At 57.8% G+C, this 16092-nt stretch carries 19 protein-coding genes; 16 read left to right on the top strand and 3 right to left on the bottom strand.

Annotated elements, in window-relative coordinates; genetic code table 11:
* Positions 1 to 11: 11 nt before the first annotated feature.
* Positions 12 to 929, bottom strand: a complete 918-nt coding sequence (locus ACY4LX_RS26520) for a putative 2-dehydropantoate 2-reductase (protein WP_463258290.1) — start codon at positions 927 to 929, stop codon at positions 12 to 14.
* Positions 930 to 1069: 140 nt separating this feature from the next.
* Here ACY4LX_RS26520 and ACY4LX_RS26515 point away from each other — a divergent pair, with 140 nt between their 5' ends.
* Both ACY4LX_RS26515 and ACY4LX_RS26510 read left to right on the top strand, forming a co-directional pair.
* Positions 1070 to 1555: a YajQ family cyclic di-GMP-binding protein gene (locus ACY4LX_RS26515; RefSeq protein WP_463258289.1), complete on the top strand. Its 486-nt coding sequence runs from the start codon at positions 1070 to 1072 to the stop codon at positions 1553 to 1555.
* A gap of 138 nt (positions 1556 to 1693) precedes the next feature.
* The gene (locus ACY4LX_RS26510) at positions 1694 to 2536 is read left to right on the top strand and encodes a mechanosensitive ion channel family protein (protein WP_463258288.1); all 843 of its coding nucleotides are present in this window, start codon (positions 1694 to 1696) and stop codon (positions 2534 to 2536) included.
* Between the two features lie 240 nt (positions 2537 to 2776).
* Here the strand turns inward: ACY4LX_RS26510 and ACY4LX_RS26505 are convergent, their stop codons facing one another.
* Entirely contained in the window at positions 2777 to 4075 is a 1299-nt protein-coding gene (locus ACY4LX_RS26505; RefSeq protein ID WP_463258287.1) for an OprD family porin, read from the bottom strand.
* 908 nt (positions 4076 to 4983) lie between these two features.
* Here ACY4LX_RS26505 and ACY4LX_RS26500 point away from each other — a divergent pair.
* Both ACY4LX_RS26500 and ACY4LX_RS26495 read left to right on the top strand, forming a co-directional pair.
* Complete coding sequence (locus tag ACY4LX_RS26500; protein ID WP_054045765.1) at positions 4984 to 5409, top strand: HIT domain-containing protein; 426 nt, start codon at positions 4984 to 4986, stop codon at positions 5407 to 5409.
* 3 nt (positions 5410 to 5412) lie between these two features.
* Positions 5413 to 5619, top strand: a complete 207-nt coding sequence (locus tag ACY4LX_RS26495; protein ID WP_149657893.1) for a SlyX family protein — start codon at positions 5413 to 5415, stop codon at positions 5617 to 5619.
* Between the two features lie 74 nt (positions 5620 to 5693).
* Here ACY4LX_RS26495 and ACY4LX_RS26490 read toward each other — a convergent pair whose 3' ends face one another.
* Positions 5694 to 6296, bottom strand: coding sequence for a cold-shock protein (locus ACY4LX_RS26490; protein ID WP_133838099.1), 603 nt, complete (start codon positions 6294 to 6296; stop codon positions 5694 to 5696).
* Between the two features lie 310 nt (positions 6297 to 6606).
* Here ACY4LX_RS26490 and ACY4LX_RS26485 point away from each other — a divergent pair, with 310 nt between their 5' ends.
* The 12 genes from ACY4LX_RS26485 to tolA all read left to right on the top strand — a co-directional run bounded on the left by ACY4LX_RS26485 (position 6607) and on the right by tolA (position 16083).
* Positions 6607 to 7077, top strand: coding sequence for a Dps family protein (locus ACY4LX_RS26485; RefSeq protein WP_149657892.1), 471 nt, complete (start codon positions 6607 to 6609; stop codon positions 7075 to 7077).
* A 266-nt stretch (positions 7078 to 7343) separates the two neighbouring features.
* Positions 7344 to 7658 carry a ribbon-helix-helix domain-containing protein gene (locus ACY4LX_RS26480; RefSeq protein WP_149657891.1) on the top strand — a complete coding sequence of 105 codons (315 nt, stop codon included), beginning with the start codon at positions 7344 to 7346 and terminating at the stop codon, positions 7656 to 7658.
* Positions 7659 to 7810: 152 nt separating this feature from the next.
* The gene (locus ACY4LX_RS26475) at positions 7811 to 8032 is read left to right on the top strand and encodes an FmdB family zinc ribbon protein (RefSeq protein ID WP_010457489.1); all 222 of its coding nucleotides are present in this window, start codon (positions 7811 to 7813) and stop codon (positions 8030 to 8032) included.
* Positions 8033 to 8126: 94 nt separating this feature from the next.
* Positions 8127 to 9902 carry an aspartate--tRNA ligase gene (aspS, locus tag ACY4LX_RS26470; protein WP_463258286.1) on the top strand — a complete coding sequence of 592 codons (1776 nt, stop codon included), beginning with the start codon at positions 8127 to 8129 and terminating at the stop codon, positions 9900 to 9902.
* 120 nt (positions 9903 to 10022) lie between these two features.
* The gene (locus ACY4LX_RS26465) at positions 10023 to 10769 is read left to right on the top strand and encodes a YebC/PmpR family DNA-binding transcriptional regulator (RefSeq protein ID WP_149657889.1); all 747 of its coding nucleotides are present in this window, start codon (positions 10023 to 10025) and stop codon (positions 10767 to 10769) included.
* 149 nt (positions 10770 to 10918) lie between these two features.
* The gene (gene ruvC / locus ACY4LX_RS26460) at positions 10919 to 11443 is read left to right on the top strand and encodes a crossover junction endodeoxyribonuclease RuvC (protein ID WP_008147379.1); all 525 of its coding nucleotides are present in this window, start codon (positions 10919 to 10921) and stop codon (positions 11441 to 11443) included.
* A 114-nt stretch (positions 11444 to 11557) separates the two neighbouring features.
* Positions 11558 to 12175: a Holliday junction branch migration protein RuvA gene (gene ruvA / locus ACY4LX_RS26455; protein ID WP_149657888.1), complete on the top strand. Its 618-nt coding sequence runs from the start codon at positions 11558 to 11560 to the stop codon at positions 12173 to 12175.
* On the top strand, positions 12176 to 13237 hold the full coding sequence (gene ruvB / locus ACY4LX_RS26450) for a Holliday junction branch migration DNA helicase RuvB (RefSeq protein WP_133838095.1): 1062 nt from the start codon (positions 12176 to 12178) through the stop codon (positions 13235 to 13237). It begins immediately after the preceding gene.
* Positions 13238 to 13375: 138 nt separating this feature from the next.
* Positions 13376 to 13843, top strand: coding sequence for a tol-pal system-associated acyl-CoA thioesterase (ybgC, locus tag ACY4LX_RS26445; protein WP_149657887.1), 468 nt, complete (start codon positions 13376 to 13378; stop codon positions 13841 to 13843).
* Positions 13833 to 14528, top strand: a complete 696-nt coding sequence (gene tolQ / locus ACY4LX_RS26440; protein ID WP_054044990.1) for a protein TolQ — start codon at positions 13833 to 13835, stop codon at positions 14526 to 14528. The genes ybgC and tolQ overlap by 11 nt, the downstream gene beginning before the upstream one ends.
* Positions 14529 to 14551: 23 nt before the next feature.
* The gene (tolR, locus tag ACY4LX_RS26435; RefSeq protein WP_166656030.1) at positions 14552 to 15004 is read left to right on the top strand and encodes a protein TolR; all 453 of its coding nucleotides are present in this window, start codon (positions 14552 to 14554) and stop codon (positions 15002 to 15004) included.
* Positions 15004 to 16083 carry a cell envelope integrity protein TolA gene (gene tolA, locus ACY4LX_RS26430; protein ID WP_149657886.1) on the top strand — a complete coding sequence of 360 codons (1080 nt, stop codon included), beginning with the start codon at positions 15004 to 15006 and terminating at the stop codon, positions 16081 to 16083. The genes tolR and tolA overlap by 1 nt, the downstream gene beginning before the upstream one ends.
* Positions 16084 to 16092 lie beyond the last annotated feature (9 nt).

Genomic DNA, 16092 nt, shown 5'->3' with positions numbered 1-16092 from the left:
GTAGCCGCTGCTCAGTCGCTGGGCAATCCAAGGCTGTGCAGATGAGCGATCAGCCGTTGCTGCAATTGATGCAGATGGGGCAGGTGCAGCTGGTGTCGCGCCGCGACTTTGCAGACATGGCCCAATAGATAGCTGATTTCGGTGCGGCGTTGATTGGCAACATCCTGGTACATCGAGGAGTAATTGGCGGCGGTGGCGTGGATCACTCGCTCCACTTCCTGCTGAAGATCCTCAGCGGCGGCCGGCTGGCCACATTGCTCCAGCAGCTCGGTGAGTTCGGCGCAGAGCGTGGCCACCTCGCAATGGTGCTGCTGCAAACCGCCGTTGCGACAATCGTGCAGCACGGTCAGAGGATTGATTGCGCAGTTGAGTGCGAGTTTTCGCCACAGACGGGTGAGGATGTCGGTGCTCCACTCATGGGGAATCCCGGCGGCCGTCAGGTCGTCCAGCCAGATCGGCGCCACCGGATGGCCGGCATCCCCGAGCCAGGTGTAACCGTGGCCGGCGAAGACCACGCGCCAGTCGCCATCGCGAAACGCACCTTCGGTGCTCGATGCGCTGATGCAACGGGCCTGGGGCACCTTGGCCGCGACCGCATCCTGACTGCCGAGGCCATTCTGCAAAAGAATCAGCTCGGCGCCCGGGGCCAGGCGCGACGCCAGTCGGGCCACGGCGTTCTCGGCGTCGTAGGCCTTGCAAGCCACCAGCAGGCGATTGATCGGCTCTTCGTTGTCAGGTGTTTCACCGGGCACCGCATAGGTTTTTGCCTCGCCGTGCTCCACCAGTGTCAGGCCGCCGGCGCATTGGTACGCCTGCAAGCGTTGCTCATCGCGCACAATCAACCGCACCGGAACGCCGGCCCGCGCCAGACGGGTGGCCCACAAGGTGCCGAGACTGCCGGCGCCCAGAACATGCCAGGTGGTGGACATCAGTTTTTTGCTCGGTTTGAGGCAGGCATGTGCGGCTCGCAGTATCGGTTGGAAAAGACCCGTTATAATGAGCCCGATTTTAACCGCAAGCCAAGCGCGCTCCATCATGATCGAGCGCGCCTTTTTATTGGAGAAACTACATGCCGTCGTTCGACGTGGTATCCGAACTGGACAAACACGAAGTCACCAACGCGGTCGAGAACGCCGTCAAGGAACTCGATCGCCGTTATGACCTGAAAGGCAAGGGCAGCTTTGAGTTCAAGGAAAAGGACCTGGCCGTCAACCTGACCGCTGAAGCCGACTTCCAGCTCGAAGCGATGATCGAAATCCTCAAGCTGTCCCTGGTCAAGCGCAAAATCGACGTGCAGTGCCTTGAAGTCAAAGACGCTTATGCGTCGGGCAAGCTGATGAAGCAGGAAGCCGTGCTCAAGGAAGGCATCGACAAAGAGCTGGCGAAGAAAATCGTCGCTCACGTCAAGGACGCCAAACTCAAGGTCCAGGCCTCGATTCAGGGCGAGCAGGTGCGAATTACCGGCAAGAAACGCGACGATTTGCAGGAAGCCATGGCGGCCCTGCGCGCCAAGACGTTCGACATGCCGCTGCAGTTCAACAACTTCCGCGACTGACCTTCAAGGCGGGAACCTCCTGGCGTTTTCGGCGTCCGAGGCCCCAGCAATGGCAGAAACGATCAAATCCCGGTGGGGTTGGTCTTTTCTGCCGCTTACTTTTCGCGTGCCGGATGGCCGGAAATCAGGAGAAAGTAGATGGATTTGAATAGCGAAGTGGACAATCTGGTCAAGGCATCGCAAGCCTGGATTCCGATGATCATGGAATACGGCAGCCGCGTCTTGCTGGCGGTGATTACCCTGGCCATCGGCTGGTGGTTGATCAACAAGGTCACGAACAAGCTCGGCGGTTTGCTGGCCCTGCGTAACGCCGACCTCGCGCTGCAAGGTTTTATCAGCAGCCTGGCCAACATCATTCTCAAGGTGCTGCTGATTGTCAGCGTCGCGTCGATGATCGGTGTGGAAACCACTTCGTTCGTCGCGGCCATCGGTGCGGCCGGCCTGGCCATCGGCCTGGCATTGCAGGGCAGCCTGGCGAACTTCGCCGGCGGCGTGCTGATTCTGCTGTTCCGTCCGTTCCGCATTGGTGACTGGATCGAAGCACAGGGCGTGGCCGGTACGGTCGACAGCATCCAGATCTTCCACACCGTGCTGCGCACCGGTGACAACAAAACCATCATCGTCCCTAACGGCAACCTGTCGAACGGCATCATCACCAACACGAATCGTCAGCCGACCCGTAAAGTCGTGTTTGATGTGGGCGTGGATTACGAAGCGGACTTGCAGAAGGCCCGTGAAGTGTTGCTGGAACTGGCCAAGGATGAACGCGTCATGGTCGAGCCGGCGCCTCAGGCGGTGATTTCGACCCTGGGTGACAGTTCGATCACTGTGTCCCTGCGGGTGTGGGTCAAGACCGCCGATTACTGGGATGTGATGTTCATGTTCAATGAGCAATCCCGTGATCGTTTGAAAGCGGCCGGTATCGATATCCCGTTTCCGCAACGGGTTATTCGCGTGGTTCGGGAAGCAACACCACAGTAACGGAGTTTTTTAACTTGGCTGTTCGGTCAAGTTAAAACCGTCAACCCAAGAGTCGATAAGGCTCTTGGGTTTTTTATGGGCTATCGTTTAGAAAAGATAGCTTCCTAATGTTATTAGTTGAAGTTAATTAGCTTGCTTGCGAAGTTGCTGTGCACCCGGCATAAAAAAACCGCCCACCTGAAACAGGTGAGCGGTTTTTGTTAGAGCAGAGCTCTACAGTACGACCGGTTTACATCCTGATTACAGGATGGTCAGCGGGTACTCAACGATCAGACGCACATCGTTGTTGTCTGCGGTGTAGTCGGCGTTATAGGCACCGTTTGCACGATAAATCGCGCTACGCAGGCGGAACGACAGATCCTTGGCCGGACCTTCCTGGAGAACGTACTTGGTTTCGAAGTTGAACTCGTGTTCCTTACCTTCGGTATCGGAAGACGTCTTGATGTTGTCGCCGTATACGTAGCGAGTCATGAAGCTCAGGCCAGGAACGCCGTAGGTTTTCATGTTCAAGTCGTAGCGAGCCTGCCACGAACGTTCGTCAATACCGATAAAGTCGGAGATCTGGATGGAGTTGGCTACGAAGATCGTGCCGTTACCGTCCACGCCGTACAGGTAGTTGGTGTCGCCAGTCGAACGCTGGTGAGCAATGGTGAATTTGTGCGCACCAATGCTGTAGGCCGCCGCGAGGCTCCACAGTTTGTTGTCGAGATCGCCGTACAGCTCTTGACCCTGGGACTTGGTCTTGTAGCCGTTGAAGTCGATGTTCAGCGACTGTTCGTCATTGATCGGGAAGGTGTAGTTGGCGTTGATGTACTGCTTCTTGAAGTAGTCATCAACGTCGGATGCAGCCACACCAGCAACGAAGTTATCGGTGAACTGATAGGTTGCGCCAGCGATGTTGGCACTGGTCAAGCCCGGGGTGTGCTTGCCGTTGATGCTGTCCTTGCCCATGCCGGTTTGCGAGCTCAGGGCTGTGAAACGACCAGCGCTGACTTCCAGGCCTTTGATTTCCTTGCTGGTGATCAAGGTGCCTTCAGCGACTTCTGGCAGCAGACGGCTGTCATCGGTAGCGAATACAGGGCTGGCAACGAATTGACGGCCGTATTTCAGCGTGGTGTCGGAGAGGCGGAATTTAACAGCTGCGCCACCTTTGGATTGGGTGTTCTCAGGGTTGCCTTCGCTGTCGGTAGCGAACAGGCCGTTACCAGCGCGGCCCGAGCCGCCATCCAGCTTGGCGGTGCCCCCGAGGAAGCCATCAAGGCCAAACCCGATAGTGCCTTGAGTGAAGCCCGATTCGTAGGTCAGCAGTTCGCTGATACCGGTGTCCTGGCGATAACCGCTTTTGAAGGTATTTGGCCCCGTTGAAATGTTGCCAGCGCCATTACGGAAGTCGCGGTTCATGTACTCAATACGGGTTTTTGCTGTCAGATGACTATCTTCAACAAAACCTTTAGCGTCGTCCTGGGAGGACGCGATTGCGAACTGCGAGGTGCCTGCTGAAACAGCCAGTGCGATCATGCTCCACTTCATCACGCGCATCGTGATTTGCTCCTTTGGTTTTTAGAAGAGTACTGCCGTCCCACCTGTTTTATTATCTGGGCGGCTCTTTCTTTTTGTGTCGGCGCAAACTTATATCACGCCGACAGTATTGGCGATACTTGCGCATCTAACCTTTCAGCTTCTTTACGACACTGTCGCAAACAGCTTGATAGATGTCGCAAATTTACAACCTCGATGCAAGCGGATTAACAACTTAGGCGCTGTTTTCCAAAGCTTTAGCGTCGATAAAAAGAGTCCCTGGTGAAACGTTTGAATCTCCATTGGGCAACCCTGCCGCTGTTTTTATTGGCCTCAAGGCTCCCACTTCCAGCAGGGCACTTGTAGACGATATGGGTGTGAATGCAACAAGCGTGCTCAAACCTGAATTCTGTTGCCGTTTTTTTCTATCGGCACGCTCGTTCCTGTAAAAACCTCATAAAACCGGGGGTTTCAAGCGCGTTTTGTTTGCGCTTGACGCCATCCTTTCCAGTGTGTTGCACGCTGATGACAATTGCGCGACCACAAAAAACGTTACCGGTTCACCCCGTGAGTGAGTAATTGGCGGATCCCCGACGGACTCAGCGTAGACGCGATGTGCGGTTTTGGTGCAAAAAATTTTATTCGCTGTGCTGTATTCATACAGCGTGGCCAGTGGCAGGGCGCGAACGGAGGAGTGTTTGTCGGTCATTTCGGCGGTTTTCGCTGCCGCATCGGTGCTGTAATGGTGCGCGCCGGACAAAAATGTCTCATCTCGGGGCGCGGGACCGCATGGCTGAGTTGACCCTGCGGGCCGGGTTCGTCGTGAAGCCCGGGGCATTCGCAGGTATGCTGCGGTTCTGTCGCTTGGCGCGCAGCCTCCGGTGGGCGGCGCTAAGCTGAAAATGATGAAACAGGCGGGAGTGCGCACAGTGTTCGCTTTAGATCCACGACTTCAACAAGACACCTTACCCATCGGCGATTTCCCTCTCTGCCGGTTGCTCTTGTCCAACGATTCGAACTACCCCTGGTTCATCCTGGTACCGCGCCGCGAAGATATCAGCGAGTTGTTTCAGTTAGATGTCGCCGATCAGCAGCAGCTCTGGCAGGAAACCACCGCCCTGGCAGAAATGCTCAAGGACTCGTTCGACGCCGACAAGTTGAATGTTGCGGCGCTGGGTAACGTTGTCAGTCAGTTGCATATGCATGTGATTGTGCGCAAACGCGAGGATGCCGCCTGGCCCGCCCCGGTCTGGGGCAAGCACCCGGCCAAGCCCTACAGCGCCGAGCAGGTCGCGGTGATCCGCGAACGGCTGCGCCTGGTCTTGACCGATCACTTCACGTTTCTGGAGGGCTGAGCCATGGGCCTGGAAGAGCGCGTCAACGATCTGGAAAGCCAACTGGCGTTCCAGGACGACACCATTCAGTCATTGAACGATATTCTCGTGACGCAACAGCGGGTGGTCGAACGCCTGCAACTGCAAATGGCCGCGCTGCTGCGGCGCCAGGAAGAAATGGCTGGCCAGTTCGAGTCCTCCGAAGAAGAGGCGCCACCGCCGCATTATTAAGTAGAGCGGCCAAACGCCGGGCAATAAAAAACCGCGAACAGCCAGGCTGTTCGCGGTTTTTTTATCGCTCGGAATCAGCGACGGGGCAGTGCGGCAATCACGTCTTCGGCTTGCAGGCCTTTATCGCGATTCATCACGGAGAACTCCACGCGCTGGCCTTCGACCAGAACGCGGTGGCCTTCGCCACGAATGGCCCGGAAGTGCACGAAAATATCATCGCCGGAATCCCGGGAGATAAAGCCGAAGCCTTTGGACGTGTTGAACCACTTGACGGTGCCGGTATCGCGGTTGCTCATGTCATAGCTTGGCGAGGCGGCGGCCGGTGACGATTTGTAGAAGCTGATGGCCAGGTGCAGGAGCACGGCGACCAGGGTAACAACGAGACTGAACAGAACCGCGGGTTGACCGGCAATCACCGGCATCGGCGCGATCAGCGTCAGGGTTTGCAGCACGACAGCCAGGACCAGCAGGGCGCTGACCAGGTTTTGCAGTTGGTGACGAGGACCTTTGTTCCAGTAAGGGATAACCGGAGCGAGGGTCAGGTTGAGCAGGCCGAAAAAGGCCAGGTACAGCGCATCGGGTTGTTGCAGGTAAGGTACCGCTTCGGATCGCAGGCTAGGGATGAAGGACAGCAGCAAAGCAGCTGCGCCCATTAGCAGGTGGACGATTTTCAACATTTTGATTGACTCACGTTAAGACGGATCACAAGGAAGAGCTGATTGAGCACGGTCCGCTTCAGAACAATAAGAGGCGGTGGACACGTACCCGCTACCAGCCTATGCGCCGCACCCGGAAAAATAGGGGAGTGGCGACACGCTGCCTATTTAACAGCAAAGCCTGCGGCTACTCAAATCAGGCAGGCCAGCGGTGCCCCCGTGGGCGATTTGTCGCAGCTCGGCTGGCCATCCGGGACTGCAGGGTGTGGACAGCCTTGCTACAGTGGTCCTGCACTTGTCGGATGAATTTCATCACCTTTAGGGGATAAGCATGGCAATTGATATCGGTATCAGTGAAGAGGATCGCAAGTCCATCGTCGACGGGCTGTCGCGTCTGTTGTCGGACACTTATGTGCTTTATTTGAAAACCCATAACTTCCACTGGAACGTCACGGGGCCGATGTTTCGCACCCTGCACTTGATGTTCGAGGAGCAATACAACGAATTGGCCCTGGCGGTCGATTTGATCGCCGAGCGCATTCGTGCGTTGGGTTTCCCGGCACCCGGTGCCTATTCGGTATATGCACGTCTTTCTTCTATTAAAGAAGAAGAGGGTGTGCCGAGTGCCGAAGACATGATCAGGCAATTGGTCGACGGCCAGGAAGCCGTGACCCGCACAGCCCGCGGGATCTTCCCGTTGCTGGACAAGGTCAGCGATGAACCCACCGCGGATCTGCTGACCCAGCGCATGCAGGTTCACGAAAAAACCGCGTGGATGTTGCGCTCATTGCTCGATCAGTAACCGCGAGGTGCGCGGATGGCGCCGGGGAGCGTTGTTCGTGCACGGCTTTTTCTCTCAGCCAAATACCCTTTCAGCCAAAGAAAATACCCCGGGCTTTGTAGGAAACAGTCCAGCCTAGGACCGTGTCCATGATCCTCTCCCAGCTGTTGGCTTATCCTACGTGGATGGTCAAAAAGTCATCTGGATATAACTTTGCGCCTGCGTTTTGATAAGGGCACAGGAGGTTGCTCTTATCGAAACCAGGATGGCAAAGGAGTGTCAGCGGTATGGTTTATGGAGGAAGTCGAAGCGAGTGGAGGCCCGGTGCGCAACCGGCTATAAAGGTTGATCCGTTCGTCAGGGAATTCGATATGGGGCTGGCCAGGCCGTTATCCCGATCGGTGCGCTTGAACGGTTTTGCGACTTGCCTGCGGCTGGAGCAGGTCTATTGGGAAATTCTGGGCGAGATGGCCACGCTCAATGGTTGCTCCGTCAGTGCACTGTTGTCCCACGTGGATCGCGAGGTGCATTTGCGTCATGGCGGGGTGAAGAATTTCACCGGGCTGGTGCGCGTTGTCTGCGTTGTACACAGCTTGAAGTAACGCACGTTCCTCCCGTGGCTCACGCCGCAGCGGGTGGTATGTCGGCCTGTGCAGTCTTACGGCTGCACAGGCTGCATTTAATGGATATAATCCCGCTCTTTGCCGCAAAACCCAGTGTAAGCGGTAGCAATCTGATCGCCGAGACAACCCCCATGCCGATGTACGACTATCAATGTGCTTCCTGTGGTCATCAGTTGGAAGCCATTCAAAAGATCAGCGCAGCACCGCTGGTCGACTGCCCTGCGTGCCAGGCGCCAGAGCTCAAGAAGATGCTGTCCATGCCGGGTTTCCGCCTCAGTGGCACCGGCTGGTATGAAACCGACTTCAAGACCGGTTCCAAGAAGAATCTGGCCGGCGGCGACAAAGCTGACTAGGGTCTTGGACCTGAGTTGAACGACACGCGCGAGCTCTTGCACCATCTGCAAGGCCTCCAACCGAATTTCGATTACGAGAAGTGAAACCACTACCATGATGCGCAGCCATTATTGCGGCCAACTGAACGAAGCCCTGGAAGGCCAGGAAATTACCCTTTGCGGATGGGTTCACCGTCGCCGTGACCACGGTGGGGTGATTTTCCTCGATATCCGTGATCGTGACGGTCTGGCCCAGGTGGTATTCGATCCGGACCGCGCCGAGAGCTTCGCTGCCGCCGATCGCGTGCGCAGTGAATACGTCGTGAAGATCACCGGCAAGGTGCGTCTGCGTCCGGCCGGTGCCACCAACGCCAACATGGCGTCGGGCATGATCGAAGTGCTGGGCTACGAGCTGGAAGTGCTGAACGAATCGGAAACCCCGCCGTTCCCGCTCAACGAGTTCTCCGACGTTGGCGAAGAAACCCGCCTGCGTTATCGCTTCCTCGACCTGCGTCGCCCGGAAATGCTCGAGAAGCTGCGCCTGCGTTCGCGCATGACCACCAGCATCCGTCGCTTCCTGGACGAGAACGGCTTCCTCGACGTCGAGACGCCGATCCTGACTCGTGCCACCCCGGAAGGCGCGCGTGACTATCTGGTGCCGAGCCGTACCCACGCCGGTTCCTTCTTCGCCTTGCCGCAATCGCCACAGCTGTTCAAGCAACTGCTGATGGTTGCCGGCTTCGACCGCTACTACCAGATCGCCAAGTGCTTCCGTGACGAAGACCTGCGGGCTGACCGCCAGCCGGAATTCACCCAGATCGACATCGAGACCAGTTTCCTCGATGAAAAAGAGATCATGACCATCACCGAACAAATGATCCGCAACCTGTTCAAGGAAGTGCTGGATCTGGAATTCGGCGACTTCCCGCACATGACCTTCGAAGAAGCCATGCGCCGTTACGGTTCCGACAAGCCGGACCTGCGTAACCCGCTGGAACTGGTTGACGTTGAAGATCAACTCAAAGACGTCGACTTCAAGGTGTTCAGCGGCCCGGCCAACGACCCGAAATGCCGCATTGCCGCCCTGCGCGTTCCAGGCGCTGCGAGCATGCCGCGCAAGCAGATCGACGACTACACCAAGTTCGTCGGCATCTACGGTGCCAAGGGCCTGGCGTACATCAAGGTCAACGAGCGCGCCAAAGGCGTCGAAGGCCTGCAGTCGCCAATCGTCAAGAACATCCCTGAAGCCAACCTCAATGTGATCCTCGATCGCGTTGGCGCGGTTGACGGCGACATCGTGTTCTTCGGCGCCGACAAAGCCAAGATCGTCAGCGAAGCCCTGGGCGCGCTGCGGATCAAGGTCGGTAACGACCTGAACCTGCTGACCTGCAAGTGGGCGCCAATGTGGGTCGTCGACTTCCCGATGTTCGAAGAGAACGACGACGGCAGCTTCACCGCCTTGCACCACCCGTTCACCGCGCCGAAGTGCACCCCGGAAGAACTGGAAGCCAACCCGGCGACCGCGTTGTCCCGTGCCTACGACATGGTCCTGAACGGCACCGAGCTGGGTGGCGGTTCGATCCGTATCCACCGCAAGGAAATGCAGCAGACCGTTTTCCGCCTGCTGGGTATCAATGAAGCGGAACAGGAAGAGAAATTCGGCTTCCTGCTCGACGCCCTGAAATACGGCGCGCCGCCGCACGGTGGTCTGGCCTTCGGCCTGGACCGTCTGGTGATGCTGATGACTGGCGCCCAGTCGATCCGTGAAGTGATCGCTTTCCCGAAAACCCAGAGCGCGGCTGACGTCATGACGCAGGCTCCGGGTGCTGTAGATGCCAAGGCATTGCGCGAATTGCACATTCGTTTGCGCGAAACGCCAAAGGCTGAGTAAGGCTGACCCTGAAGGCGCATCCTTATGGGATGCGCCTTTTTCATAGGTCGAGATTTTTTCTTGCTGGCTGGCGCGAACGTGCGCAGCGGGCAATGTTTCAAAGAGAATTCGGAGCGAGATATGGCGGGTCATTCCAAGTGGGCGAACATCAAGCACCGCAAAGAACGTCAGGATGCCAAGAAGGGCAAGATTTTCACCAAGTGGATTCGTGAACTGACCGTTGCGGCCCGTCAGGGTGGTGGCGATCCAGGTTCCAACCCGCGTCTGCGCCTGGCGCTGGACAAGGCCCTTGGCGCGAACATGAGTCGCGACATCATTGATCGCGCGGTGGCTCGCGGTGCTGGCGCTGCCGACACCGACGACATGGTCGAACTGACCTACGAAGGCTACGGCCCGGGCGGCGTGGCGGTAATGGTCGAGTGCATGACCGACAACCGTAACCGCACCGCAGCCGCTGTGCGCCACGCGTTCAGCAAATGCGGCGGCAACCTCGGTACTGACGGTTCGGTGGCGTATTTGTTCGAGCGCAAGGGCCAGATTTCCTTCGCGCCGGGCGTTGACGAAGACGCGCTGATGGAAGCGGCCATGGAAGCCGACGCCGATGACGTGGTTGCCCACGAAGACGGTTCGATTGACGTGTTCACTTCGTTTGCCGGGTTCTACTCCGTGCGTAACGCGTTGGAAGCGGCTGGTTTCAAAGGGGATGACGCGGAAATCGTCATGCTGCCGACCACCAGTGCCGAACTGGACCTGGAGGGTGCCGAGAAGGTCCTCAAGCTGATCGACATGCTCGAAGACCTGGATGACGTACAGAACGTCTACTCCAACGCGGACATTCCGGAGTCGGTTGCCGCACAGCTGGGTTGATGCATCTATCAAGATCGCGGCCTTCACCCGCTCTACACTGTAGGCGCTGCCGAAGGCTGCGATCTTTTGATTTTCAAGAGCCAAAAGATCGCAGCCTTCGGCAGCGCCTACGGTTCCCCTCAGCGATCGCACCACATTGCGCAGGCGTTATGACTTTAATTCTTGGTATCGACCCCGGTTCGCGCATCACCGGTTATGGCGTGGTACGTGATACCGGACGCGGCTGCGTGTACGTGGCGTCGGGGTGCATCCGCACCGGCTCCGGCGAGTTGCACGAACGCCTGCAGATCGTCTATCGCGGCGTGCGCGAAGTCATCCAGACCTACGGCCCTGTCACCATGGGCATCGAAAAAGTCTTCATGGCCCGCAACGCCGACTCGGCGCTGAAGCTGGGCCAGGCTCGCGGCGCGGCCATTGTCGCCGGCGCCGAAGAAAGCCTGGAAATCGCCGAGTACACCGCGACCCAGGTCAAACAAGCGGTCACTGGCACCGGCGCGGCGAATAAAGAGCAGGTGCAAATGATGGTCATGCACATGCTGAAACTGACCAGCAAGCCGCAAATCGATGCCTCGGACGCCCTGGCCATCGCCATTTGTCATGCGCATACCCGTTCCAGCCTGCTGCCTCATGGCCTGGGAACTGCACGCAGTCGTGGCGGGCGCCTGCGTCTCTGATAGCATCAGCAATCATTTTTACGGGATGAGGGTTTTGCGCCTGTGTCGTCGGCGCAAAACCCTTGTCCTGTCAGTCGCCAGCACCTGCCTGGCCAACGCTCAAGGATTCGAAACGTGATTGGACGCTTGCGCGGCACCCTGGCTGAAAAGCAGCCGCCGCACCTGATTCTGGATGTAAACGGCCTGGGGTATGAGCTGGAAGTGCCCATGACCACGCTGTACCGCTTGCCGTCGGTCGGTGAACCGCTGACCTTGCACACCCATTTAGTCGTACGCGAAGACGCGCAGTTACTCTATGGTTTCGCCAGTAAGCGTGAGCGAGACTTTTTTCGCGAGTTGATCCGTCTCAATGGTGTCGGGCCGAAATTGGCCCTGGCCCTGATGTCGAGCCTGGAAGTCGATGAGCTGGTGCGTTGCGTGCAGTCCCAGGACACCTCGGCGCTGACCAAGGTGCCGGGCGTGGGCAAGAAGACCGCCGAACGTCTGCTGGTGGAACTCAAGGACCGCTTCAAGGCCTGGGAAACCGTACCGGCGATGTTCGCCCTGGTGCCGAACCAGCCGGGTGGGCCGGATGCCCCAGCTTCGACGGTCACCGCCGAGAGTGATGCGATCAGCGCGCTCGTCTCCCTGGGCTACAAGCCGCAGGAAGCCAGCAAGGCGATTACCTCGATCAAGGAGAAAGGCTTGAGCAGTGAAGACCTGATTCGCCGTGCCCTGAAGGGAATGATTTAAGTGATTGAAGCTGATCGTCTGATTGCCGCCACACCTGGCCCTCGCGACCGCGAGGAAGTCCAGGACCGCGCGATTCGTCCCCTCAGCCTGGCCGAGTACATTGGCCAGCCGACCGTTCGCGAGCAAATGGAGTTGTTTATCCAGGCTGCCCGTGGCCGTAACGAATCCCTGGATCACACGCTGATCTTCGGCCCGCCGGGCCTGGGTAAAACCACGCTGGCCAACATCATCGCCCAGGAAATGGGCGTGTCGATCAAAAGCACCTCGGGCCCGGTCCTTGAGCGTCCGGGTGATTTGGCGGCATTGCTGACCAACCTTGAGCCGCACGATGTGCTGTTCATCGACGAAATCCATCGGCTGTCGCCGATCGTCGAAGAAGTGCTGTACCCGGCCATGGAAGATTTCCAGCTCGACATCATGATCGGCGAAGGCCCGGCTGCGCGGTCGATCAAGCTGGATCTGCCGCCGTTCACCCTGGTCGGTGCCACCACGCGGGCCGGCATGTTGACCAACCCATTGCGCGACCGTTTCGGGATTGTGCAGCGCCTGGAGTTCTACAGCACCGCCGACCTGGCGACGATTGTCATGCGCTCGGCGAACATCCTCGGCTTGCCGCTGGACCCGGAGGGCGCCTTCGAAATTGCTCGCCGCGCCCGTGGCACGCCGCGGATCGCCAACCGCCTGTTGCGCCGGGTGCGGGATTTCGCCGAAGTCCGCGCCAAGGGCCACATCACCAAACCCATCGCCGACCTGGCCCTGAACCTGCTGGATGTCGACGAACGTGGCTTTGATCACCAGGATCGACGCCTGTTGTTGACCATGATCGAGAAGTTTGACGGTGGCCCGGTGGGGGTGGACAGCCTGGCCGCGGCCATCAGCGAAGAGCGCCACACCATCGAAGACGTGCTGGAGCCGTACCTGATTCAGCAGGGCTATATCATGCGTACCCCGCGGGGGCGGGTCGTCACCCGGCACGCGTACCTGCACTTCGGTTTAAACATTCCGTCACGATTGGGCGAGATGCCCGTGGTAGACGAGTTCCTTGATGCAGTAGACGATTAATCACCTTTGCGGGCTGATCGATTGACGGTTTGTGTGGTCCTAGGGGCTCACATGACGAATCTTTCACTGGAAAGCCGCAGAAACAATCAAAAACAGTTGCCTCGCCGGATTGGCAACCTGAGGAGTAAGCACTAGAGTATGCGCGCGCAAAACGGGCTTGAGCCGTTCGCACATCGTTGTCGCGTTTATTACGAGGACACCGACGCGGGCGGCATCGTGTATTACGTTAATTACCTCAAGTTTATGGAACGGGCTCGAACCGAGCGGCTCCGGGAACTGGGCTTTGCCCAATCCCAGCTGGCAGGGGAGGACCTGTTGTTCGTCGTGCATTCCAGCGAAGCGCGTTACCACGCGCCGGCGCGACTGGACGACGAGCTGCTGGTAAGCGCTGAAGTAATCGAATTGAACCGTGTCAGCCTGCGCTTTAAACAGCAGGTCAGGCGGGCTACGGATAATGTGCTGCTCTGCGAAGGGCAGTTTTTGGTGGCCTGTGTGCGCACTAACAGTTTGAAACCCCGGGCCATTCCCGAAGCTCTACGTGCGGCCTTTGCCGACGTGAGCGGCGCGGGTACACACTCAAAGCAGGAGATAAAGCGTGGAAGCTAACGTCGTCGACCATTCCTCCATGTGGAGCCTGGTCAGCAATGCCAGCGTCGTGGTGCAGTTGGTAATGCTGATTCTGGTAGCCGCATCGGTGACCTCATGGATCATGATCTTTCAGCGCAGCAATTTGCTGCGCGCCGGTCGACGTGCCCTGGAGAGCTTTGAAGAGCGCTTCTGGTCGGGTATCGACCTGTCCAAACTCTACCGTCAGGCCGGCAGCAACCCTGACCCGGATTCGGGCGTCGAGCAGATCTTCCGTGCCGGTTTCAAGGAATTCTCCCGTCTGCGCCAGCAGCCAGGGGTTGACCCTGAAGCGGTCATGGAAGGCGTGGCCCGTGCCATGCGCGTCGCCATTTCCCGCGAAGAAGAAAAGCTCGAGCAGAGCTTGCCGTTCCTCGCCACTGTCGGTTCCGTCAGCCCGTACATCGGTCTGTTTGGTACGGTCTGGGGCATCATGAACTCCTTCCGCGGCCTGGCAACTGCCCAGCAAGCGACCCTGGCCACCGTGGCCCCGGGTATTGCCGAAGCACTGGTGGCTACCGCTATCGGCCTGTTCGCAGCCATCCCGGCCGTTATCGCTTACAACCGTTTTGCTGCCCGCAGCGAAACCCTGCTGAGCCGTTACTACACCTTCGCCGACGAATTCCAGGCGATCCTGCACCGCAAAGTGCACACCAGCGAAGAATAAGCAGGTAATTTCCAATGGCTTTAATCGCTCGAGCTCGCAAAAAGCGCAAGCCGGTCGCCGAGATGAACGTGGTGCCCTACATCGACGTGATGCTGGTACTGCTGGTCATCTTCATGGTGACCGCGCCGATGCTCAATCAGGGCGTGAAAGTTGATCTGCCCAAGGTTTCCAGCGAAGCCTTGCCGCAGGACAACAACACCCAGGTCCTGACCATTTCGATCAAGGCTGACAAGACCTACTACTGGAACCTTGGCAGCGAAGTCGACACCGAAAAGCAGCAGGACAAGGCGATGACCTTGCCGCAGATGACCGACGCCGTGACCAAGATCATTCGCGTAGGCACTGAAGGCGGCAAGCGTACCCAGGTGTTCATCCGTGGTGACAAGACCGTCGACTACGGATCCGTCATGGGTGCCATGGGCGGGTTGCAGAAAGCCGGGGTCGGTAATGTTGGCTTGATTACCGAGGCGCCCTGATGCAGCAACAACGAGAGCCAACAGCCTCGGAAAGCTACTTCTGGCCTAGTGTCTGGGCGATTGGCTTGCACGTGCTGGTTTTCGGCATGCTGTTCGTCAGTTTTGCCCTGACGCCTGAGTTGCCGCCGGCCAAGCCGATTGTCCAGGCGACCTTGTACCAGCTGAAATCGAAAAGTCGGGCTGTCACCCAGACCAATCAGAAGATTGCGGGTGAAGCGCAGAAATCTGCTGCGCGCCAGACTGAAGTCGAACAGATGGAACAGAAGAAGGTCGAGCAGGAAGCGGTGAAGGCTGCGGAACAAAAGAAAGAAGAAGCGGCTCAAAAAGCCGAGGAAGCCAAGAAGGCCGACGAGTCCAAGAAGTCTGAGGAAGCCAAAAAGGCTGATGAAGCCAAGAAAGCCGACGAAGCCAAGAAGACCGCCGAAGCCAAAAAGGCCGAAGAGAAACAATTGGCTGATATAGCCAAGAAGAAATCTGAAGAAGAAGCCAAGAAGGCTGCGGAAGAAGAGGCCAAGAAAGCGGCCGCTGAAGAAGCGAAGAAAAAGATCGTCGAAGACGCGAAAAAGAAAGCCGCGGACGACGCCAAGAAGAAAGCTGACGCTGAAGAGGCGAAGAAGAAAGTCGCCGACGAAGCCAAGAAGAAAGCTGCTGCCGATGCTGCGAAGAAGAAATCGCAGGATGCGGCACGTAAATCGGTCGAAGACAAAAAGGCTCAGGCCTTGGCAGATTTGCTTTCCGACAAGCCGGAGCGTCAGCAGGCGTTGGCCGATGAGCAGGGTGACGAAGTCGCCGGCAACTTCGATGACCTGATTCGTTCACGCGCTTCTGAAGGTTGGGCGCAGCCGCCGTCGGCCCGCAAGGGCATGAAGGTGATCCTGCAGATCAACATGTTGCCTGACGGAACGATCTCCGGCGTCTCGGTAGCTCATTCCAGTGGTGATGTGCCGTTCGACAGTTCAGCGGTAGCGGCAGTAAAAAATATTGGTCGTTTGACCGAAATGCAGGGTCTGAAGGCAAGTGATTTCGCACCCTATCGTTCATTCAAGATGACATTCACACCTGAGGATCTAGCCTTGTGAGAAACCTTC

It is taken from the genome of Pseudomonas sp. Emmai, assembly GCF_055179735.1.
This window is presented reverse-complemented; position numbering and strand designations above follow the sequence as displayed.